Origin of the sequence: Vibrio sp. Vb1755 (genome assembly GCF_033338635.1) — a bacterium.
Taxonomy (GTDB): domain Bacteria; phylum Pseudomonadota; class Gammaproteobacteria; order Enterobacterales; family Vibrionaceae; genus Vibrio; species Vibrio alginolyticus.
Genome location: NZ_JAWOTA010000032.1, coordinates 21,442 through 44,762, shown reverse-complemented (window position 1 = coordinate 44,762; position 23,321 = coordinate 21,442). Strand labels below are relative to the sequence as shown.

At 45.8% G+C, this 23,321-nt stretch carries 18 protein-coding genes; 11 read left to right on the top strand and 7 right to left on the bottom strand.

From position 1 onward, the window contains the following. The first annotated feature begins 262 nt into the window (after nt 1-262). Nucleotides 263-1,165, top strand: a complete 903-nt coding sequence (metF, locus tag R7E00_RS20085; protein WP_005381345.1) for a methylenetetrahydrofolate reductase — start codon at nt 263-265, stop codon at nt 1,163-1,165. A gap of 70 nt (nt 1,166-1,235) precedes the next feature. On the opposite strand, the gene R7E00_RS20080 is transcribed toward metF, so the two are convergent. The 3 genes from R7E00_RS20080 to argE form a co-directional block, all read right to left on the bottom strand. Continuing rightward, nucleotides 1,236-1,775 carry a PadR family transcriptional regulator gene (locus R7E00_RS20080; RefSeq protein ID WP_005382791.1) on the bottom strand — a complete coding sequence of 180 codons (540 nt, stop codon included), beginning with the start codon at nt 1,773-1,775 and terminating at the stop codon, nt 1,236-1,238. A 425-nt stretch (nt 1,776-2,200) separates the two neighbouring features. After that, nucleotides 2,201-4,834: a phosphoenolpyruvate carboxylase gene (gene ppc, locus R7E00_RS20075; protein WP_005381336.1), complete on the bottom strand. Its 2,634-nt coding sequence runs from the start codon at nt 4,832-4,834 to the stop codon at nt 2,201-2,203. Nucleotides 4,835-5,106: 272 nt separating this feature from the next. Further along, nucleotides 5,107-6,243, bottom strand: a complete 1,137-nt coding sequence (argE, locus tag R7E00_RS20070) for an acetylornithine deacetylase (protein WP_005381335.1) — start codon at nt 6,241-6,243, stop codon at nt 5,107-5,109. A gap of 144 nt (nt 6,244-6,387) precedes the next feature. Between argE and argC the strand changes: the two genes are divergently transcribed. The 4 genes from argC to argH all read left to right on the top strand — a co-directional run bounded on the left by argC (nt 6,388) and on the right by argH (nt 11,621). Continuing rightward, nucleotides 6,388-7,392, top strand: coding sequence for an N-acetyl-gamma-glutamyl-phosphate reductase (gene argC / locus R7E00_RS20065; RefSeq protein WP_262606411.1), 1,005 nt, complete (start codon nt 6,388-6,390; stop codon nt 7,390-7,392). 21 nt (nt 7,393-7,413) lie between these two features. Continuing rightward, a complete protein-coding gene (gene argB / locus R7E00_RS20060) occupies nt 7,414-8,205 on the top strand; it encodes an acetylglutamate kinase (RefSeq protein ID WP_005381333.1) in 792 nt (263 codons plus the stop codon). A gap of 84 nt (nt 8,206-8,289) precedes the next feature. Then, entirely contained in the window at nt 8,290-9,504 is a 1,215-nt protein-coding gene (locus R7E00_RS20055; protein ID WP_017821738.1) for an argininosuccinate synthase, read from the top strand. 242 nt (nt 9,505-9,746) lie between these two features. Continuing rightward, nucleotides 9,747-11,621 (top strand): argininosuccinate lyase, encoded by a 1,875-nt coding sequence (argH, locus tag R7E00_RS20050; RefSeq protein ID WP_005381331.1) that lies wholly within the window; start codon nt 9,747-9,749, stop codon nt 11,619-11,621. Nucleotides 11,622-11,815: 194 nt separating this feature from the next. On the opposite strand, the gene R7E00_RS20045 is transcribed toward argH, so the two are convergent. The 3 genes from R7E00_RS20045 to R7E00_RS20035 form a co-directional block, all read right to left on the bottom strand. Beyond that, nucleotides 11,816-12,097: a DUF3624 domain-containing protein gene (locus R7E00_RS20045; RefSeq protein ID WP_025768083.1), complete on the bottom strand. Its 282-nt coding sequence runs from the start codon at nt 12,095-12,097 to the stop codon at nt 11,816-11,818. 371 nt (nt 12,098-12,468) lie between these two features. Beyond that, on the bottom strand, nt 12,469-13,941 hold the full coding sequence (locus R7E00_RS20040) for a dihydrolipoyl dehydrogenase (protein WP_064368817.1): 1,473 nt from the start codon (nt 13,939-13,941) through the stop codon (nt 12,469-12,471). 191 nt (nt 13,942-14,132) lie between these two features. Continuing rightward, entirely contained in the window at nt 14,133-14,861 is a 729-nt protein-coding gene (locus R7E00_RS20035; RefSeq protein ID WP_005382781.1) for a redoxin family protein, read from the bottom strand. A gap of 169 nt (nt 14,862-15,030) precedes the next feature. Between R7E00_RS20035 and oxyR the strand changes: the two genes are divergently transcribed. Beyond that, nucleotides 15,031-15,942: a DNA-binding transcriptional regulator OxyR gene (gene oxyR, locus R7E00_RS20030; protein ID WP_005381326.1), complete on the top strand. Its 912-nt coding sequence runs from the start codon at nt 15,031-15,033 to the stop codon at nt 15,940-15,942. 54 nt (nt 15,943-15,996) lie between these two features. Here the strand turns inward: oxyR and R7E00_RS20025 are convergent, their stop codons facing one another. Further along, a complete protein-coding gene (locus R7E00_RS20025) occupies nt 15,997-18,558 on the bottom strand; it encodes a penicillin-binding protein 1A (protein ID WP_005381325.1) in 2,562 nt (853 codons plus the stop codon). Between the two features lie 144 nt (nt 18,559-18,702). On the opposite strand from R7E00_RS20025, the gene pilM reads away from it, so the two are divergent. From pilM to R7E00_RS20000, 5 genes are read left to right on the top strand one after another with little or no spacing between them, the layout of a single operon-like run. Then, on the top strand, nt 18,703-19,719 hold the full coding sequence (gene pilM, locus R7E00_RS20020; RefSeq protein WP_005381324.1) for a type IV pilus biogenesis protein PilM: 1,017 nt from the start codon (nt 18,703-18,705) through the stop codon (nt 19,717-19,719). Beyond that, on the top strand, nt 19,703-20,278 hold the full coding sequence (locus R7E00_RS20015) for a PilN domain-containing protein (protein WP_005381323.1): 576 nt from the start codon (nt 19,703-19,705) through the stop codon (nt 20,276-20,278). Before pilM ends, R7E00_RS20015 begins: the two co-directional genes overlap by 17 nt. Further along, entirely contained in the window at nt 20,271-20,864 is a 594-nt protein-coding gene (locus tag R7E00_RS20010) for a type 4a pilus biogenesis protein PilO (protein ID WP_158174192.1), read from the top strand. Before R7E00_RS20015 ends, R7E00_RS20010 begins: the two co-directional genes overlap by 8 nt. After that, entirely contained in the window at nt 20,854-21,369 is a 516-nt protein-coding gene (locus tag R7E00_RS20005) for a pilus assembly protein PilP (protein ID WP_115386334.1), read from the top strand. Before R7E00_RS20010 ends, R7E00_RS20005 begins: the two co-directional genes overlap by 11 nt. Nucleotides 21,370-21,394: 25 nt before the next feature. Beyond that, nucleotides 21,395-23,140, top strand: coding sequence for a type IV pilus secretin PilQ (locus R7E00_RS20000; RefSeq protein ID WP_033907306.1), 1,746 nt, complete (start codon nt 21,395-21,397; stop codon nt 23,138-23,140). Nucleotides 23,141-23,321 lie beyond the last annotated feature (181 nt).

Here is a 23,321-nt window from a genome sequence, read left to right as displayed (position 1 = left end):
AGTTGCGATTGACCTAAAAACCCTGGAATTAATCCAGGGTTTTTTATTCCCCTATCAGTGCCATACTGAAGTCATAACCCGTGCAAAATGGCGAGATGATGCTCAAGTAGAAACTTGAACTATCTTCATTATTAACTTGAGAAAAATTCATAATTACAAGGTTGACATTAAATCGTATTCAATACATTCTGTAGACATATAGACGTCTAAACGTCGATTTTAAGGATTTGTTTTCGTGGCGGAGTGCCGCAGGGAGAGTAAGATGGGATATACGCACGCAGGCCATATCGACGCCTTGAACCAGAATATTGCTGAGTTATCAGATAACATCAATGTATCGTTTGAGTTTTTTCCGCCAAGCAGCGCTAAGATGGAAGAAACACTTTGGAATTCAGTGCACCGTCTTAAAACGCTTCAACCTAAATTTGTTTCTGTGACTTACGGTGCGAACTCCGGCGAGCGTGACAGAACACACTCCATCATTAAAGAAATTAAAGCAACAACCGGATTGGTTGCCGCTCCCCATCTCACTTGTATTGATGCGACTCGTGAAGAGTTGATTAATATTGCCGATGATTATTGGAACAATGGTATTGAAAATATCGTCGCTCTGCGTGGTGATATTCCTCCAGGTGGCGGTGCGCCTGATATGTATGCCTCGGATTTGGTTGAGCTGCTGAAATCACGCCACGATTTCGATATCTCCGTTGCTGCATTCCCTGAGGTTCACCCTGAAGCTAAAAGCGCTCAGTCTGACTTATTGAACCTAAAACGTAAGGTAGATGCAGGTGCAAACCGTGCTATTACTCAGTTCTTTTTTGACGTTGAGTCTTACCTGCGATTCCGTGACCGTTGTGTCGCAGCAGGAATTGACGTAGAAATTGTGCCAGGAATTTTGCCTGTATCGAACTTTAAGCAAGCGTCTCGCTTTGCGGCACAGAACAACGTGAAAGTACCAGGATGGATGAGCAAACAATTCGATGGTTTGGATGATGATCCGGTGACTCGCCAGCTTGTAGGAGCTAGCCAAGCTATTGATATGGTGCGTGTACTGAGTCGTGAAGGGGTTAAGGACTTTCACTTCTACACACTAAACCGTGCAGAGATGACTTACGCGTTATGCCATACGTTGGGTGTTCGTCCTCGCGCAGTAGTCGGTGCGTAAATCTGGTTTCAAAAGGATAAAAGGCTTGCCAAGTGGCAAGCCTTTTTCGTTTTATCAAAGCAAAAGGAGTTTAACCAATCACTTCAAGTTCAGTTAGAACTTCTTCTGCCCAAGTGATCCAAGTTTCACGTAACAGAAGGTTACGGCGAAGCGTTAGACGTTCTAGGCGAGCTTGTTTATCTAAAGTTGACGGCGTTGCGTAGTAAGCCGCTTCAATTTCTTTGTAGTGAGAAACCAGTTTGCGAGACTCTTCAACTAGCTCGGCGAGTTGGTCACGGAATGGAGCTGCAGGTTGAACGGCACATGCCATCAATTTCGCTGAAAACTCATCACGAACTGTTGGGTGTGCAGTTGGTTGATCAAACCACTCTCCTAAAGCGCTGCGACCAGCGTCTGTAATGGAGTAAACCTTGCGGTCTGGTTTGCCTTCTTGGGGTTCTAATACGCAAGTAACCAGTTCTTTCTCAGCCATTTTGTTGAGTTCACGGTACACCTGTTGGTGGCTTGCTTTCCAGAAGTAACCGATGCTAGCAGAGAATTCTTTAGTGATATCGTAACCGGTTGCGTCGCGAGTGCTAAGAACAGTTAAGATTACGTGTGGTAATGACATGTCTTCAATCCAAATGGTCAATAAACTTGTAAACAAGCTACTTATACTTTCAGCTGCGCTCTTACTGGCACTTGAGTTTTTTAATGTATAAGTAGCACCAACAATGTTGGTCCTGTCACCTTAAAGCCGTTTATCACCTAGAGAGATGGGGAGTCCCATCAAGGCTGGAGCAGGTATGATTGGATTTATGAGCTCTCAGCAGGCAAGTAGTATATAAATAATAAGCATGAAGTGGAATAGTAGGACAAAATTACCCTAAAAAACTAACATAATAATCAATAGTGTTAACTTGTGGTTTTTTGTTCTTTTATTTTGGTATTTTTTGGGTCTATTATGGTTTATTTTACTGCTTTTGTTTTGGTGCGATTATCCTGTGATAAAAAAAAGCTGAGCATTTGCCCAGCTTTTTATTAAAAATGAAACGATTAGCCTGTGTTGCGCATACCAGCAGCAATACCAGCAATCGTCACCATCAACGCTTCTTCCAAGTTTGCAGAAGCTTCTTCGGTTTGACGCGTGCGGTATAGCAGCTCTGCTTGTAGCATATTCAATGGCTCAACGTAGATATTGCGTAAGCGAATAGACTCGAGTCCCCAAGGGTCATGCTGCATCAAGTTTTCATTGTTCTCTACATTCAGTACCGCTTTGATGTCTTCTTGAAGCTGAGCACGAAGCTTTTCACCGAGTGGACGGAGCGACTCATCCACCAATCGCTCATCGTAGTAGCGAGAGATATCAATATTACACTTCGAGTACACCATTTCCAGCATGCCGAGACGAGTTGAGAAAAACGGCCATTCGCGGCACATCTCTTCGAGCAATGCTTGGTGGCCTTTATCGATCGAGTATTGAATCGCTTCGCCTGCGCCTAGCCATGCAGGGAGTACCAAACGGTTTTGGCTCCATGAGAAGATCCACGGGATTGCACGTAAGCTTTCTACTCCGCCCTTAGGGTTTCGTTTTGCAGGACGAGAACCAAGTGGCAACTTGCCGAGTTCGAGTTCTGGTGTTGCTTGGCGGAAGTAAGGCACGAAATCTGGCTCGCCACGAACCACATTTCGGTAAGACTCACAGCTTACTTCTGATAGCACTTCCATCAAGTCGCGCCATTCTTGTTTTGGCTCTGGTGGCGGTAACAAGTTGGCTTCCAGAATCGCACTTGCATATAGGTTAAAGCTGTTTACTGCGACATCTGGGAGCCCCAGTTTAAAGCGGATCATCTCGCCTTGTTCTGTTACACGTAAACCGCCTTTCAAGCTTTTTGGTGGTTGCGACAAAAGCGCAGCATGCGCAGGTGCACCACCGCGACCGACTGTGCCCCCACGACCATGGAATAGAGTTAGCTCAACGCCTTCTTCCTCAGCAACTTTAACTAACGATTCCATCGCATGATACTGAGCCCAACCAGCAGACATAACACCTGCATCTTTCGCTGAGTCAGAGTAACCAATCATGACCATCTGGTGGTTTTGGATAAAACCACGGTAAAGGTCAATCCCCATAAGCTGCTTGATGACCGATTCTGCGTTGTTCAAATCGTCTAGCGTTTCGAACAGAGGACACACATCCATGCGGTAAGGGCAACCCGCTTCTTGTAGCAGTAGATGAACGGCTAGTACGTCAGAGGCGGTACGTGCCATTGAAATAACGTAAGCGCCAAACGCTTCACGCGGTTGTGCTGCAACAATCTTGCAGGTATCCAAAACCTCTTTGACGGGTTCAGACGGTTCCCAATCACGAGGGAGAAGCGGACGTTTAGATGCAAGCTCGTTAGTTAGAAAAGCAATCTTATCTTGCTCACTCCATTGTTCGTAATCACCAATACCTAAGTAGCGAGTTAGTTCAGACAAGACGTCTGAGTGACGCGTGCTCTCTTGGCGGATATCAAGACGTACAAGATGGATACCAAATGCTTTTACGCGGCGTAGTGTATCCAGTAGTGAGCCGTTGGCTATTACACCCATGCCACATTCGTTTAGTGACTGGTAGCAGGCATACAGCGGTTCCCAAAGTTGCTCGACTTTTTGCAGTGGTGCTTTAACAGCCAGCTTTTGACCGTGGATCTTAGCATCGAGAATATCTTTGGTTTCATTGAGCAGAGTGCGTAATTGCTTCAGGATCGCACGGTATGGTTCGTGCTGATCTTCGCCAGCAAGTTCACGGACTTGATCGTTTGAAACTGTCATAGACAGCTCGCTGATCAACTCGTTGATGTCATTGAGATAAAGATCGGCGGCTTTCCAACGAGACAATAGTAAGACTTCACGCGTAACGTTGTGAGTAACAAACGGGTTACCGTCACGGTCACCGCCCATCCAAGAGGAGAAGTGCACTGGGCGAGCATCAATGGGTAAACCTTCTCCAAGGTAAGATTTTAGACGGTCATTCATCTCACGTAGGAAGTCCGGTACTGCTTCCCATAGAGAGTTTTCAACGACCGCAAAGCCCCACTTTGCTTCATCCAACGGAGTAGGGCGTTGTTGTCGAATCACGTCTGAATGCCAGCCTTGGGCAATCAGTTGCTCTAGGCGGCGTTCGGTTTTTCTGCGCTCTTTAGAAGAAAGATCGCTTAGCTCCAACTTTGATAAGCACTCGTTTATCTTGACCAGTTTGTTGATCATCGTGCGGCGCGTAATTTCTGTTGGGTGAGCCGTCAATACCAATTCAATATTCAGATCACGAACCGCTTGGGCAGTGTCCAGTTTGCTCACATCGTTTTGTACCAGTTTAGAAAACAGCGAGTTAATCGCGTCTGGTTCGCAAATGTGCTCTTCACAATGGCGTGAAATCGTGTGGTATTGCTCAGCGATATTGGTGAGGTTTAGAAATTGGTTAAACGCGCGAGTAACGGGCGTTAGCTGCTCATCAGGTAGATGTTTGATTTCTTCGATCAAGCTGTCCCTGTCTGCTTGATTCCCTGCTTGAGCTGATTTGGATAATTTACGAATGGTTTCCACTTTCTCGAAGATTTCTTCGCCATGGGCATCGCGAATGGTGTTACCCAATAAGTGGCCTAACATGCGCACATTACTTTTGAGTGCGGCGTATTTCTCGTTCATTGTCGTCCTGCCTCGTAAAAAAACTACATCCATTGTCCTTGTTAAGACTCCAATCTAGCGAAAAGCACCAGTTATAGTCAAATAAAGCAGACTAAGTTTGCAATTATTCCGCTGTCTCCTGATTTAGAGCAAATTTACGGCAGCCATAGAGTAAAAAGTGAAAATTAATTACAAAATAACAAGTTAAATAAGTGTTAAGACTAGCGCTAAATTGTGAAGATAAAAAGATGCAGCTCAATCGAGCTGCACAGACTTTCGAGCTTAAACGCGTATTAACAGCAGTACTTGACCATCGCCTTTGAAAGCACATCAATTGTGGGGTCGATAAAGTCGAAGGATAGAAACTCATCCGGTTGATGGGCTTGGTCGATTGACCCAGGGCCGAGCACCAAGGTTGGACACAACTGCTGTAGAAATGGTGCTTCAGTACAGTAGTTCACGGTTTCTGAACTAGTTTGGCAAATCTCTTCAACACCACCAATAAATGGGTGGTCATGTTGGCATTCGTAACCCGGAATAGGCTCATGCAATGGAATAATCTCCAGTCTCCCTGGCCATTTCGCTTCGACTTCTTTTAATGCTCCGCGCAACATGTTCTCTAAACCATCAAGGCTAATGCCAGGAAGAGGACGCACGTCGTAATGCAGCTCACAGCAACCACAAATACGGTTAGCGCTGTCACCACCGTGAATGTGTCCAAGGTTTAGGGTAGGGCTTGGAATGGCAAAACCCGGATGGTGATATTCTTTAATCAATTTGTCACGCAGTTGCATCATGGCGAACATGACTTCATGCATGATCTCAATAGCGTTAACGCCAAGCGCTGGGTCCGATGAGTGACCGGACTTGCCTGTTACGCGAATGGCATTTGCCACATGCCCTTTATGACCTCGAATTGGTACAAGGCTGGTGGGTTCACCAATGATGCAGTAATCCGGCTTAAATGGGGCGTTTGCTGTGAAATGTCGCGCGCCCAACATGGTGGTCTCTTCGTCACAAGTGGCTAATACGTAAAGTGGTTTGCTCTGCTTGCTCCAATCGACTTTCTTCACTGCTTCATAAATAAAGGCGAAAAAGCCTTTCATGTCTGCTGTGCCTAAACCGTAGAAGCGGTTGTCTTTTTCCGTCAGTTTATGCGGATCAAAATTCCATCGCCCTTGATCGAATGGCACGGTATCACTATGGCCAGCAAGTAAAAGGCCACCTTCTCCCTCTCCCATACGTGCGATCATATTGTGCTTGCCTGGCTCGACTTCGATCACTTCAACGCTAAAACCCAGATCTTTAAACCAAGATGCGAGTTTTTCGATGACTTTTGCATTGCCCTGATCCCAGCTCGGATCCGTGGAGCTGATAGAAGAGGTGCTGATGAGTCCTTCATAGACCTCTAGAAAAGTTGGTAATTGCATGGATTCTTCAAATCTCCTGTTGACAGACAGACCACAAAAATGTAAAACACATATTAAATCATATTTAATGAATAAAAAATCAAAATAAAGCAGAAATTAAATATGAATAGTCATTTGAGCCTTTAAGTATATGGATGTCACACAATGCTAAAAACCACGATTATTGGAGCCAGCGGTTACACCGGCGCAGAGTTAGCGTTAATGGTTAATAAACACCCACAACTCACGCTATCAGGTTTATACGTTTCCGCCAACAGTGTTGATGCGGGAAAGAGCATCGCGCAGCTGCACGGTAAGCTAGCGGGCATCATTGATATGCCAGTTTTACCACTAACGGATCCACTGCAAATCGCTCAAGAATCGGACGTGGTGTTTTTGGCAACGGCTCACGAAGTCAGCCATGATTTAGCCCCAACTTTCTTGGAGGCAGGCTGTCAGGTATTCGATTTATCGGGTGCATTCCGTGTGAAAAGTGAAGGCTTTTACGACACTTTTTATGGCTTCGTACATCAACATAACAACTGGCTAGATAAAGCAGCGTACGGCTTAGCAGAGTGGAACCAAGAATCAATAAAAACCACTCCTTTGATTGCAGTAGCAGGTTGCTACCCAACCGCTTCACAGCTTGCAATCAAACCTTTATTAGAACATGCGTTGCTCGATACCAACCAATGGCCAGTGATCAACGCAACCAGTGGTGTATCAGGTGCAGGGCGTAAAGCCTCCATGGTTAACAGCTTCTGTGAAGTGAGCTTGCAACCTTATGGTGTATTTAACCATCGTCACCAGCCAGAGATTGCTCAGCACTTGGGTTGCGATGTGATTTTTACTCCGCACCTCGGCAACTTTAAACGCGGCATTCTTGCCACTATCACCATGAAGCTTGCGCAAGGTGTGACAGAAGCACAAGTGGCACAGGCGTTTGAACAAGCTTATCAAGGCAAGCCTGCGGTGCGTCTTAAAGGCGACGGTATTCCACGTATTCAGGATGTCGAAAATACCCCTTTCTGCGATATCGGCTGGAAGGTACAAGGCGAACACATCATTGTGATTTCAGCTATCGACAACCTACTTAAAGGTGCATCGAGTCAAGCGATGCAATGTCTCAATATTCATTACGGTTACCCAGAACTGACAGCGTTGCTGTAGTCGTTGAAAGAGGGAAATGCGATGACGCAAACCAATCAAGCTCCTTTAGTCATTAAGCTAGGTGGTGCAGCTCTATCATGCACTCAAACCTTAAGCCAACTGTTTGGTGCCATTGCGGCCTACCAAAAATCGGCACAGCGACAAATCGCCATCGTTCATGGCGGTGGCTACCTAGTTGATGAGTTGATGGCAAAGCTTCAGCTTGAAACCGTAAAGAAAAACGGTTTACGCGTAACGCCTTACGATCAAATTCCTGTGATTGCAGGCGCGCTCGCAGGCACTGCGAATAAGTTACTTCAAGGTCAAGCGATTGCGGACGGTCTTAACGCTGTGGGCCTTAGCCTTGCGGATGGTGGTTTGTGTCTTGTTGAAGAACTTGACCCAGAACTCGGCGCGGTAGGCAAAGCATCACCGGGTGACTCAGCACTATTACAAGCGGTGCTAAACACAGGTGCACTGCCGATCATCAGTTCAATTGGTTTAACCAAAGATGGCCAGATGATGAATGTGAATGCTGATCAAGCAGCAGTCGCGGTTGCGGGCGCATTAGATGCGGAGTTGGTCCTGTTATCAGACGTGAGTGGTGTATTAGATGGAAAAGGCCATTTGATCAAAACCCTGTCAGAGCAGCAAGCTAACTCGTTGATCGATGGACATGTGATCACCGATGGCATGATCGTCAAAGTTAAAGCCGCTTTGGAGGCCGCCAATGATCTTGGCCGTCCAATTGAAGTCGCGACCTGGCGTTACCCAGAAAAATTAGCACAGTTATTCGCTGGTGAAAGTATTGGTACTCAATTCTTGCCTCAATAAGCATCAGCAAAAGAATTCAATATTAGGAAGTCGTAGTTGGCACTGACCGCCGAGCGCAGCGCCAGTTAAGTTTGGAGAAAAAACATGAGCAAAGTGAACGTAAATAAAGTGGTAGTCGCATACTCAGGCGGTCTAGATACTTCAGTAATCATCCCGTGGCTAAAAGAGAACTACGACTGTGAAGTAGTGGCTTTCGTTGCCGATGTTGGTCAAGGTGCCGAAGAGCTAGAAGGCATTGAAGCGAAAGCAAAAGCCTCTGGTGCTTCTGAATGCTACATCGCTGACCTGAAAGAAGAAATGGTCGCAGACTACATTTACCCGACACTAAAAACCGGCGCGTACTACGAAGGTAAGTACCTGCTAGGTACATCAATGGCGCGTCCAATCATTGCTAAAGCGCAGGTTGAAGTGGCACGTAAAGTGGGCGCGGACGCACTGTGTCATGGCTGTACAGGTAAAGGTAACGACCAAGTGCGTTTCGAAGGTGCATTTGCAGCACTAGCACCGGACTTACAAGTGATTGCACCTTGGCGTGAGTGGGACCTAGTGAGCCGTGAAGAGTGTTTGGATTACCTCGCTGAGCGTAATATTCCTTGTTCTGCGTCTCTTACTAAGATCTATTCACGTGATGCAAACGCATGGCACATTTCGACGGAAGGCGGCGTTTTAGAAGATACGTGGAACGCACCAAACGAAGACTGCTGGGTGTGGACTGTCGACCCAGAGCAAGCGCCAAATGAAGCGGAATACGTCACGCTGAAAGTAGAAAAAGGTGAAGTGGTCGAAGTTGATGGTGAAGCGATGACACCATACAACGCACTGGTTTACCTAAACGAGAAGGGCGCTAAGCACGGTGTTGGCCGTATCGATATCGTGGAAAACCGTCTTGTTGGGATGAAGTCTCGTGGTTGTTATGAAACACCGGGAGGCACCATCATGATGGAAGCGCTGCGTGCTGTAGAGCAGCTTGTGCTAGACAAATCATCATTCGAATTCCGTGAGGAGCTAGGTCTAAAAGCGTCTCACCTTGTATACGATGGCCGTTGGTTTACGCCACTATGTAAATCGATCCTTGCTGCTTCAGAAGAGCTAGCGCAAGACGTTAACGGTGAAGTGGTTGTTAAGCTCTACAAAGGTCAAGCGACAGTGACGCAAAAACGTTCTGACAACAGCTTGTATTCAGAAGAGTTCGCGACTTTTGGTGAAGATGAAGTTTACGACCAAAGCCATGCAGGTGGGTTTATCCGTCTTTACTCGCTATCAAGCCGTATTCGTGCATTGAACAGCCAGAAGAAATAATCCCTTAACATCCATCTTGGATTGAATAAAGACCCGCCATTTATAGGCGGGTCTTTTGGTTTCTAAAAGCGGGTATCTAAAGTTGGTTTGAATATATATGTAAAAATATTGAATTTATACTTTATTTTTTATCGAAATTGCCGTAACGTTGACCCATAAGAAAAAGTGAGCAAATGACCATCAAATTGGTTACTACTCATTCGAGAACGTTAGAGTAAGCAATAGTCATCAGGAGAGACGCAATGGCATTATGGGGCGGAAGATTTACCCAAGCGGCAGACACCAGATTTAAAGAGTTCAATGATTCGTTGCGTTTTGACTACCGATTGGCTGAGCAAGACATCGTAGGTTCAATCGCATGGTCTAAAGCTCTGCTTTCTGTTGATGTGCTATCGGCAGAAGAACAGCAAAAACTGGAACTTGCTTTAAATGAGCTGAAGTTAGAAGTGATGGAAGACCCTCACCAAATTCTTCGCTCTGATGCAGAAGATATCCACTCTTGGGTTGAACAGCAGCTAATCAGTAAAGTGGGAGATTTAGGTAAAAAACTCCACACTGGGCGTTCTCGGAATGACCAAGTCGCCACAGACTTGAAACTTTGGTGTCGTCAGCAAGGTCAGCAATTATTGATTGCTTTAGATCGCCTACAAGCACAAATGGTCCATGTTGCTAAACAGCACCAAGGCACCGTATTGCCAGGCTATACTCATCTTCAGCGTGCTCAACCTGTAACCTTTGCTCACTGGTGCTTGGCTTATGTTGAAATGTTCGAGCGTGACTACTCTCGTCTGAATGATGCCTTACAGCGTCTCGACACTTGTCCACTTGGCTCGGGTGCTTTAGCGGGAACGGCTTATCCGATTGATCGCGAACAATTAGCACATAATCTCGGTTTCCACCGTGCTACGCGTAATTCACTCGATTCGGTTTCAGATCGTGATCATGTGATGGAACTGATGTCGGTGGCGTCGATTTCTATGCTTCACCTTTCTCGTCTTGCAGAAGATATGATCTTCTACAATTCAGGCGAGTCAAACTTCATTGAGTTAGCGGATACGGTGACATCTGGTTCGTCATTAATGCCACAGAAGAAAAACCCAGATGCACTTGAGTTGATCCGTGGTAAGACAGGGCGTGTCTATGGCGCATTATCGAGCATGATGATGACAGTTAAAGCCTTGCCATTGGCGTACAACAAAGACATGCAGGAAGATAAAGAAGGGTTGTTTGACGCTTTAGATACATGGAACGACTGCATGGAAATGGCAGCTCTGTGTTTTGACGGTATTAAAGTGAATGGCGAGCGCACACTAGAAGCGGCGAAACAAGGTTACGCAAACTCGACGGAGTTAGCTGATTACCTAGTGGCGAAAGGCATCCCATTCCGTGAAGCTCACCACATCGTCGGTGTCGCGGTCGTTGGTGCTATTGCTAAAGGTTGTGCGCTAGAAGAGCTGTCTATCGAAGAGTTAAAAGCCTTCTCAGAGGTCATTGAAGCGGATGTGTATGACATTCTGACTATCGATTCGTGTTTGGAAAAGCGTTGTGCTTTGGGTGGTGTTTCGCCTCACCAGGTCGCTTACGCGGTAGAACAAGCGGATAAGCGCCTGAGCCAGCGTGACAGCTCGGCGGTGAAAGTGCGTCCTGCACGTTTGACGGACATTGAAACGTTGGAAGGTATGGTTGCTTACTGGGCGAACCTTGGTGAGAATCTTCCGCGCTCTCGTAATGAGCTCGTGAGAGATATTGGCTCTTTCGCGGTGGCTGAGCATCATGGTGAAGTGACGGGTTGCGCTTCTCTATATGTGTATGACTCAGGGTTGGCTGAAATACGCTCTCTTGGTATCGAAGCGGGCTGGCAAGGCCAAGGGCAGGGCAGTGCGATTGTGAACTATTTGGTTGAGAAAGCGCGCCAGATGGCGATCAAGAAAGTCTTTGTTCTAACGCGAACGCCTGAGTTCTTTATGAAGCAAAGCTTTTTACCGACATCGAAGTCATTACTGCCGGAGAAAGTTCTGAAAGATTGCGATCAGTGCCCACGTCAACATGCATGTGATGAGGTAGCGCTTGAGATCAATTTAATGGAGCAAGTGATCCAAAAAACGCATGTGGCATGAACTGAAGTTGTGGAGTGATTTTATTAGCATTCAATGACATAGTCATTTTCCTGCTTACTTACATCAGTATTCGCTAAAAAAATCGAAAAAATTTGGAACCTTTGAGAGGAAGCCCGGTCTATTAAAGTACCACTGCTTTTTCTTAGAAGAATCTAAGAGAGCCCCAGAACTGACATTGGTTTTGGGGCTTTTTTCTATCTGTCACTTTTCTCTTTTTTATTCGCCTTTTTTTGTCCCTTTCGACGCTGCCAAGGCAAGATGACAAAACGCATCCATAAGTGTAGAAACAACAAAACGTTGAAAGCGAAGCCGGCAAAGATCAAAGCGATCGACTCGATGCTTTGTGGATCATCTTTGAGCGTAAACCACCACACAATCCAACACAGTACAGAAAGTACCGTCAATTGATCCAAGCATCGTTGGCAACGTCCAAGTTTTTTCCAAAACCAATGTTCCTCGCAGCGGCGACAAGTCATAGTGTTTTCCAAACCATTAGTGTTGCTTCAGATTATATATCTAACTAAATGGTGGAAAGCGTTTCTTACACGGGCTTAGAGCGCCATGACACAACCAAAAATGGAAAGTTAGCTTTGTAAAAGCTTTGTGGCACGTAATTGATGTATGGTGCGCTGTCAGTCTTTAACAGGAAATATAATGATGTCGACAGAGTTGAAACTTGCGCTGAGTATCGCTGGTGGGTTCTTTATGATCGGTGTTGTCGCGATTTGTATGGTCAGCCGCTATGCAATGATGGCAGCGTAAGAGAGATTTCATTGCGCCGAAGTAGTAAAGCAAAGCCTCGTTGATGACGAGGCTTTGCTTATATTTAGATAGAAGCCTGAAAGCGTTAGCAGCCAGGGCCGCAGTCAAGACAATGTTTCACCATTTCTGGCCCTAAGTGTAGTTTTGCATTCAAATCACGTAGAGCGGTGCGGACGCCTTCTTCAATCACTGGGTGATAGAAGGGCATATCTAACATCTCAGAAATCGTCATCCTATTTTGGTGCGCCCACGCTAAAAGGTGCGCAAGATGCTCTGCATTCGGGGCCATCATTTCTGCACCTAAAAAACGTCCAGTGCCTTGCTCTCCGTAGACATGCAGAATGCCTTTATTACGAAGCATGACGCGCGAACGTCCTTGATTTTCAAACGAGACTTCACCGGTTGCGAAACATCCACATGTGCCTAGACGTGTTTCTAGTTGTTTATATGTTTCGCCAACCATAGCAATTTGAGGGTCGGAGAACACGGCTGAAATTGGTGAGCGACGCAGACCCGCACGAATATCTGGGAAACGGCCTGCGTTGTCTCCAGCAATACGGCCTTGGTCAGCGGCTTCGTGCAGCAGTGGAATTTGGTTACTTGCATCACCTGCGATGAAGATGCTCTCTACCGAAGTTTGCAATGTGTAGTGATCCGCCGTTGGTACGCCACGTTCATCGAGAGCCACATTGGTGTTCTCGATCGCCAGCTTATCGACGTTTGGACGACGACCCGTTGCGGCCAATACGTAATCGACAACGAAAGTTTCTAATTCACCATCATGGTTGATGAATTGGATTTCGACCTTGTCTTCGCCGTCATTGTCTGACGAAGCAATGCGTTTCATGCTTTCGACTTTTACATCTGCATCAAGGTAGAACTCTTCCTTAAAGGCTTTATCTGCATACGCCATCACCTCTGGGTCTGTCAGTGGGCCCACTTGTCCTCCAAGGCCAAAGAGCTTCACGTTCACTCCTAGGCGGTGTAAAGCCTGACCCAATTCAAGGCCGATGACTCCTGGGCCAAATACTGCCACGGACTCTGGTAAGTCATCCCAGTCAAACACATCATCGTTAATCACTAGGCGATCACCCAGTTCATTCCAAGCTGCCGGATATGCTGGACGAGATCCTGTCGCAATAACAATGCGCTGTGCGGTGACCTGAGTATGATCATCTATGATGAGAGTGTGGTCATCGGCAAACTTCGCGTAGCCCGATAGTTTGTCTTCAGCGGGAATATCATCGACACTTTCAAGCACAAAGCCAACAAAACGATCTCGTTCGCGCTTTACACGATCCATCACTTCTCGTCCGTTAATTCGTACTTCACCTTGCGGGTGTATCCCAAATCCAGGTGCTTTTTCGATTTGATGAACACTTTCTGCTGCCGCAATTAACAGCTTAGACGGCATGCATCCGACACGAGCACAGGTTGTTCCGTAGGGACCGCCCTCAATCATTACCACGCTGTTGGTATGAGCTTTTGCTGCTCGATAAGCACCAAGACCAGCCGTCCCGCCACCAATAATCGCTACGTCGACATTAACTTGTTTCATCGTGAACTCTCGCTTTTGTTTTAAGCCAAGCTAGCTACATTGAGCTTGGAGAGTGAATTGGATAGTTGAATCTGGATAAGTAGTCACCTTATTGGCAGATAACTACTTATCTAGACTAGTAGAAGAAGTGGTTTAGGGTTGGCCTCCGAGCCAAAAGGCACCGGAGACCGAGGGTGTAGGCTATGGACAGCTTAGCCTAGATACGCTTCTAGCTCTTCGCTACCGCCGATGTGCTTGCCACCGATAAAGACTTGTGGAACAGTCGTGCGACCAGATATAGCTCGTAGACTAACTGTTGTTGCGTCTTTACCCAGAATTACTTCTTCATATTGAAGACCGTGGTCAATTAGATTTTGTTTCGCTTTCATACAGAAAGGGCAGCCTGGTTTAGTGAACACCGTGATGGATTCTTGCGTTTTGTAGTCAGGCGCTATGTAGTTCAGCATCGTATCTGCGTCTGACACCTTGAATGGGTCGCCTGGTTCGTTTGGCTCAATGAACATTTTTTCCACTACGCCATCTTTTACTAGCATGCTGTAACGCCATGAACGTTTGCCAAAGCCGATGTCATTTTTATCCACTAACATACCCATGCCATCGGTGAATTCACCATTACCATCCGGGATGAAGGTAATGTTTTCTGCTTCTTGGTCTTGTTTCCATGCATTCATCACGAACGTATCATTGACCGAGACACAAATAATCTCATCCACTCCGTGCTCTTTAAATACAGGGAACAATTCGTTGTAACGAGGTAGATGGCTTGATGAACAGGTTGGAGTAAATGCACCCGGTAAGCTAAATACGATAACGGTCTTACCTTTAAATAGTTCATCGGTCGTTACATTCACCCAAGAGTCACCTTGACGAACTGGAAAAGTAACTTGAGGGACTTGTTGACCTTCTTTAGATACAAACATAATGATTTCCTTTAACTATTTTAAATTATGCGTATAGAGCTTAGCGTTTTTCGTCGCTCTGTTTCGTTTTGTTGAGCCCATTATTGTAAAAATCCTTTGATAGCTCTAATCGTTTGGTGTTATGGTTTTGATAGGTATTAGCTATTGTTAAAGAAGCGAAGCGTGAATTATGAATATTCGAGATTTTGAGTACTTAGTTGCACTTGCGGAACATAAGCACTTTCGCAAAGCGGCAGAGGCATGTTTTGTTAGCCAGCCAACATTGAGTGGGCAAATTCGTAAACTAGAGGATGAACTCGGGACCACGCTTTTAGAGCGAAGCAGCCGACGTGTTTTGTTTACCGATTCAGGGTTACAGCTGGTGGAGCAGGCTAAACGCATCTTAAGTGAAGTGAAAACCTTCAGAGATATGGCAAGCGGTCAAAGCGGAGCCATGACTGGACCGATGCATATTGGTTTCATCCCGACGGTTGGGCCTTATCTACTACCCAAAATTCTGCCGCAGATAAAAGAAGCATTTCCTGAGCTGGAGCTATTTCTGCACGAAGCTCAAACACATCAATTAGTGCGTCAATTGGAAGAAGGCAAACTAGATTGCTTAGTTTTAGCTTCGGTTGATGAAACTGCGCCATTTAAAGAGATCGAAGTGTATCAAGAGCCATTAAGTGTCGCAGTGCCATGTGACCACGAGTGGGCCTCTCTCGACCATGTTGATATGTTGGAGCTGAATGGTAAAACCGTTTTAGCGTTGGGAGACGGCCACTGTCTGCGAGATCAAGCGTTAGGTTTTTGTTTTGCCGCTGGTGCAAAAGACGATGAGCGTTTTAAAGCCACCAGCTTGGAGACGTTACGCAATATGGTTGCTGCTGGTGCGGGGATTACGTTATTGCCTCAGCTTTCTATCCCTAATGAGAAGCAAAAAGATGGCGTATGCTACGTACCAGCTGTTAACCCAACCCCCTCGCGTAATATCGTTCTCGTATACCGTCCGGGCTCACCATTACGAGCTAGGTTTGAAGCTTTAGCAGCGAAGATTAAAGAGGTGTTGGCTTCTTATCCATCATTGAATGCTGCAGCATAAAAAGCAGAAATAAAAAAGGGGAGAGCTTGATGCTCTCCCTTGTGCTTTTGTGATTTAGAACAGTTCTTCTGCGCCAGAGCCTGAAGAATAAATACTATCTTCTAAACGGTCGCCAGCGTATTCGGTAGGCTCCGTGCCTTTTTCAAAGTATTCGAACATTGATGTGCTATCTACCTTGTGCGTTAGCATACCGCTGTTGCGATCAATACGAACTCGAATAATATCCTCTGGAATATTTTTACCTTGCTCCGGCGTCCCTTCTAGCGCAACACGCATGAAGTCAATCCAAGCAGGCTCTGCGGTTTTCGCACCCGACTCGGCACCAGAAATTTGGCCTTGCCCTAGGTTGCTGTTAACAGTGGTGCGGCCAAGTGCACGTGAGTGATCATCAAAGCCAACCCAAGCTATCGCAACGACACCAGGTCCATAGCCATTGTACCAAGCATCCTTGGAATCATTCGTTGTACCCGTTTTACCCCCGATATCACGACGACCAAGTTTTTGCGCGCGCCAGCCTGTACCATTCCAACCTGTGCCTTCACGCCAGTTACCGCCCCCCCAAATGTTGCTGTACATCATCTCACGCATTAAGAATGCATTCTGTTCGGAGATAACTTGCGGTGCATATTGAGGTTCATCATTTTCAAGGGCATTGTCTGTTGCTAGGCCATCAATCGCGACGTCTTGTTCGCCAAATTCATCAGCGTAGCGATTTTCTGGCTGCTCGCTCATTTGCGGACAATCCTTATGACAAACACTCTTTGGATTGGCTTTAAACAGTACTTCACCGAATGCATCTTCCACGCGTTCTACATAGAATGGTTCAACGTAATAACCACCGTTTGCAAACACAGAGTAACCTTGTGCCACTTTCATTGGTGTTAAGCTGCCAGCTCCGAGTGCGATGGTCTCAGAGCGTGGTACTTGGTTAATATCAAAACCGAAACGAGTAAGGTACTGACGTGTCTCCTCGAGGCCAACTTCACGGAGTGTACGCACTGCCATGACGTTTTTTGATTGAGCTAAGCCGAGGCGAAGACGCGTTGGGCCACCATAAGTTGGTGGTGAGTTTTTTGGTCGCCAAGCTGAACCAGAACCTGCATCCCACTTGTTAATTGGCGCATCGTTAATCAAAGTCGCTAGAGTCAGCCCTTTGTCAATTGCTGCCGAGTAGATGAAAGGCTTGATACTTGAACCAACCTGACGCACTGACATGGTTGCACGGTTAAACTTGCTGTGAACAAAGTTGAAACCACCAACCAGCGACAATATCGCGCCATTTTCTGGGTTCATCGCAACAAACGCGGTGTTTGCTGTCGGCACTTGGCTCAGTTTCCAGCTCAGTGTTGTGTTGTCATCTTCATCGGTTTCACTTACTTCGCGAACCCAAACTTGTTGACCTGTCGCTAGCACATCATGCGCTGACTTTGGTGTTGAGCCTTGGCGGTTATCAGTAATGTACTTACGCGCCCAGTGCATTCCAGTCCAAGGGATGGTTTGCTCTTCATGGTTCTTAACCCATACTTGTGCCGTCTTATCATCGACTTTCGTCACAACCGCAGGGTAAAGGTCACCATAAGTTGGCTGTTTCTTCAGGTGCTTTTCTATTTGCTCATTGTCCCAGGCCGCTTCCCCTTCTTTCCAAAGCACACTTTCTGCACCACGGTAGCCATGACGTTCATCGTATGACAAGAGGTTATTTACCGCAGACGTATTTGCAGCATCTTGCAGTTTAGAATCCACAGTCATGTAGATATTCAAGCCAGAGGTGTAAGCTTCTTCTTCACCGTACTCTTTTACTGCCCATGCACGAGCCAACTCTGCTACGTAAGGTGCGGAAAGCTCAATCTCAGCGCTATGATAACGCGCCACGATAGGTTCATTGCGTGCTTCGTCATACTGCTCTTGTGTAATGTATTTCTCATCAAGCATTCGCATTAATACAACGTTACGGCGTTTTGTTGCGCGCTCAAGAGAGTAAATTGGGTTCATGGTTGATGGCGCTTTTGGCATACCAGCGAGTGTTGCAATCTCACTTAACGTCAATTCATCAAGGCTCTTACCAAAATACACTTGAGCGGCAGCACCAAAGCCATATGAGCGGTAACCAAGGAAGATTTTATTGACATAAAGCTCCATGATTTCTTGCTTACTTAAAAGCTGCTCAATATGGATAGCAATAAAAATCTCTTTAATCTTACGCATGATCTTCTTCTCATTAGATAAGAAGAAGTTACGAGCTAGCTGTTGCGTAATCGTACTTGCACCCTGTTTAGCCGAGCCTGAAACCGCAACAACAACAGCTGCACGAGTGATGCCGATAGGGTCGATACCAGGATGCTCGTAGAAACGGCTATCTTCGGTTGCGATGAGCGCGTGAATTAAGTCTTGAGGAATTTCGTCATAAGTAACAGGAATACGACGCTTTTCACCGAACTGTGCGATCAGCTTCCCGTCTTGACTAAACACCTTCATAGGTGTTTGTAATTCAACGTCTTTTAGAGTTGCAACATCTGGCAATTCAGGCTTCACATACTGATAGAAGCCAAATATTGTGGTGACTCCAAGAATTATGCAAATCAATGTTAAAAATAATAAACGCTTTATGAACTTCACCGGAGAATCCCTGATTGGTTGAGGCTGTGTAACGGCAAACCCTTGTACTCTTAGGTCAAAAATTTAGCACATAAGAGATATTAACTCTTATTTGGATGCTAATAACAACCTTTGCACGAAGAAATTTCGGAGCGAGAGTAAGAGATGGATAAGCTAATCGTTACCGGCATCGATATAGGCCATAACAGCCTCAAAGCCGTAGTACTTAAACCCACAGGCAACAATTACGCTCTGTTGGGTTACAAAGAAATATTACTAAAGGAAGGTATTGTCGCTGAAAATAACACCATAAATCATCAAGAAATTGTAAAGACCCTCAAGCAGATAAAAAAAGAACTGCCTTTTGGCGCTAAAAAAGTTGCGATTTCAGTTCCTGATAACTCGGTAATTAGCAAGAAACTGCAAATAGAACAAAATCTTGAAGAGAGTGAAGTTGAGTTTGCAGTGATACAAGCCTTTTCTCATCAATCGCCATTCCCTGTCGAAGAGCTGAGTTTAGACTTCGTTCGTCTTCGCGCGGAGGGCGGGCAGAGTGGCAGTGATAGCTATCAAGTGTTTGCGACAAGAAAAGATGTGGTAGAAGGCCGAGTTGATGCATTACAAAAGTCCGGACTAAAACCTGTTTTAGTGGACGTGCATTCGCAAAGCCTTGGTCATATCTGGAAGCTCACCGCCGATCGCTTTCCTGACAAAAACAAATACTGCTTACTCGATATTGGCACCTTATCGAGCTCCTTCACCATGTTTACCGAACAAGGTGAACTGTTTCACAAAGAGTTTGCTTACGGCACACGCGGAGCAAACAGCGCTTCTCCAGTCGATTTTCTGTCCGATGATGCTCAGGAGAAAACAGAGCTGTTTAACCGTCAAATCGTAGAGCGAGTAAAGCGCCAGATGCAGCTCTATACCTCAATCAATGGCTCACAAAACATCAAGGGTATCTGGTTATCAGGGGAAGGGGCCTCCACTCCCATGCTCGCAGAGGAGTTGTCTCAACAATTGTCGTTAGAGTGTGAATTGCTAAATCCGCTAGGGCTATTTGAGATGAAGGTGTCTAAGCGTAAGCGTCGTGCTGTGGATTGGCAGCATTTCTCAACAGCAGCCGGACTGGCCGTTCGTGGCATTCATTGGCTAGGAGGCGCCCGTGCTTTATCGCATTAATTTACTTCCTTGGCGAGAGAATCAAAGAGAAGAGCACCGACGTCGCTTCATCAGTTTGGTCGCATTAGGCATGTTGGTCGCTGTTGGCATCCAGTGGGGTATTGGAAAGTTTTTTGAGTACCAACAAGATCAACAACAGGAGCGGCTCGATTACCTCACTCACTACATTGCCGAACTCGACCAGCGTATTGAAGCAATGAAAATTGCAGAGCAAGAGCACAGCAAAATCCTCGAACGTCTAAAGGTCGTTGAAGGTTTACAAAACGGACGAAACAAAACGACCGAGTTCATGAACTTAATGCCTGCCGTTATCCCTGAAGGTGTATATGTCGACAAGATCAAAATGAATGATCTGGAAATTGAGATCTCTGGGATCTCAGATAGCACTCCAAAACTTGCCACGATGCTGGACAACATGGAGCGCTCGGCCAAGTTGAACGACGTAGAAATGCATTCCATCGTTCACGGCAAAGCCCGTTTTGGGAAAGAGTTTCAAACATTCAAAGTGTCTTTCATGTTCAAAGTAACGGAGAAGAAATTGGAGGCTCAACGTGGTTGATTGGCAGGATCTCGAAATAGATGAAATGGCCGAGTGGCCATTGTTGCCCCAGATTGTAGTAATCGCGCTTCTGATCATGGCGATTCAAGGCTTAGGTTATTGGTTTTACCTTAAACCGAAAGAAGAACAGTTGAATTACTTGATCCAGCAGGAGCAGACACTCAAGGTGGCATTGAAGATCAAAGCGAACAAAGTGGCAGCGTTGCCTCAGCTTCAATCTCAATTGGATGAACTTACCACTCGTTACGAGTTATTACTGCAACAACTGCCTGCGCAAAAAGAGCTGGCTACAATGCTCGCTTCAGTGAATGAGCTTGGCATCGACAATAAGCTGACTTTCACCCGAATCGACTGGGGCGAAAAACAATCAGAGCACTTCCTTTATCGTCTTCCTTTAAACATAGAGTTAACGGGCGACTTTCATGACATCGGCCATTTTTCTCAGGCAATAGCGACGCTACCTCGAATCATCACGTTTAAAGATGTGACTTGGCAACGTGTCAGCCAAGAGAGCGAAACCCTGCACTTTCGGGTGCGCGCTAACACCTATCAGTTTAAGCCGGAGGAGACGAAAAATGACAAGTAAGTCTTTGTTGTTGGTATTGATGGGTTCTCTATTGATGGGATGCCAGGCGAATGATGAATCATTGACGGATTTTATTCGAGGAGTGGAAACACAGGCGCGTCGAGAGGTCGAGAAGCTTAAGCCCGCAGACAAGTATGTTGCAGTCACGTACGCACCGGAAGTACAGCGTGCACCCTTTGAATTACCCAAAGAAGCCATCATCGCGACTCAGCCAGTTGCAAGAAAAGATTGTTGGCAACCGCCCTCAAGAAGGCGAACTGGAAAATTAGAAAAATTCCCATTAAGCCAATTACGTTTGAAAGGGGTCATGGGCATGGATAACACGGTTTCTGGCCTCGTTCAGGCTCCCAATGGCAACGTCTATAAAGTTAAGCCGGGTCAATACCTCGGACGCAATAATGGCAAAGTGACCCATGTCAGCCACTCCTACTTGTTGATTAATGAAACGTTGCCCGACGGCTTAGGATGTTGGCAAAAACGTAAAGTTAAGTTGGCTTTGAGATAGCCCCATTTATTTTTGATATTGAGTAATGAAAATGAGACAAGGATTAACACGTACACCAAGGATACTTACTGGGCTCTTCTCCTTATGGTTGTTTGTATTTTTAGCCCCTTTAGCGGCAGCTGAAGAAGTTTCGTCCAATGCCCTAAAAAGTATCGACTTTCGAACTAATAAAGATAAAGACGCCGTGATTGTCGTCGAATTGGCGTCACCGGCCGCGATTGTAGATATCAAGCGTGTACAGGAAGGGTTAAGTATCGATTTGCTTAACACTTCAGTAAAAGACGAGCAATTGTATCTCCTAGACGTGAAAGACTTTTCGACTGTGGTTGAGAGCGTAGAAGTGTTTCGCTATACCTCAACTACGCGCTTGGTTGCGCACATCAATGAAGAATACATGCATGATTACCGTTTAACGGGGCGTTTTTTGGAAATCAAAGTAGCGAAGATCAAACCCAATGAGAAAGCCCCAGATAAAAGCATTTTAGAAAGAGAAGGTAAGCTTATTTCGATTAACTTCCAAGATATTCCTGTGCGAAACGTCTTGCAGCTTATTGCTGATTACAACCAATTCAATTTGGTTGTCTCCGACTCTGTAGAAGGCAACCTCACGCTTCGTCTTGATGGTGTCCCTTGGCAGCAAGTGCTGGATATTATTTTGCAAGTTAAGGGGTTAGATAAGCGTGTTGATGGCAACGTGATTTTAGTTGCTCCGACTGATGAGTTGGACTTGCGTGAGAAGCAGCAGTTAGAAAAACAAAAATTGACGGAAGAAATGGGAGAGCTTTCATCTGAAATCATCAAAGTTAATTTTGCTAAAGCATCAGATATTGCGGAGATGATCAATGGAGAAGGAAATATCAGCATGCTGTCAGAGCGCGGCAGTATGACCATTGATGAGCGAACTAACTCGTTATTGATTAGAGAGTTACCTGAAAACATCGAGGTGATTCGAGAAATTATTGAGTCTTTGGATATTCCAGTTAAACAGGTTCAAATTGAGGCGCGTATTGTGACCATCAATGAAGGTAACATGGACGAGTTAGGGATTCGTTGGGGTTTTACATCTATTAATGGCAGTAATACAGTGGGCGGTTCTATTGAGAACAACCTCGCCACGATCGGTCTTTATAATGGAGAAGGGGGCGACGACGGTGGTGACGGTGATGGAGTGGGGATCGATGACTTCCTAAATGTAAACTTAGCTGCAACCAGCCCGAATGCGACCAGTCTTGCTTTCCAAGTTGCGAAGTTAGGATCAGACACACTACTTGATTTGGAACTTTCTGCGCTGCAACAAGAGTCTAAAGCTGAGATTATCTCGAGCCCACGTTTGATCACTACCAATAAGAAACCAGCCTATATCGAACAAGGTACAGAGATTCCTTACCTAGAGTCATCATCAAGTGGTGCAACGACGGTGACGTTCAAAAAGGCGGTATTAAGTTTGAAGGTGACCCCGCAAATCACACCGGATAACCGCTTAGTGTTGGATTTAAGTGTCACGCAAGATAGACCTGGACAAGTCGTGAAGACAGGCACTGGTGAAGCTGTTGCGATTGATACTCAACGTATCGGGACGCAAGTGTTAGTGAATAATGGTGAAACGGTCGTTCTTGGTGGTATTTTTCAGCACAGCATTACTAACTCGGTGGACAAAGTGCCTTTGTTGGGCGATCTGCCGCTATTAGGTGCGCTTTTTCGTCGAAGCTATGAAAATGTTGGCAAAAGTGAGCTGTTAATTTTCGTCACGCCTAAGGTGGTGATTCAGTAGTTCTGTCTCGGGAAAAACTGATTAAATCAAAAATAAAGTTGCAATAGTGGCACCATGCTTGGATAATTTCGGGTCTTATCACGAATTATCTGTGAGGAACTGGTGCCACAAGCCTTGTAGAACAGCAGTTTAGCTGTGTTTTCTTGTGGCGATCTTATTGAATCAATGTTGTAAATTACTG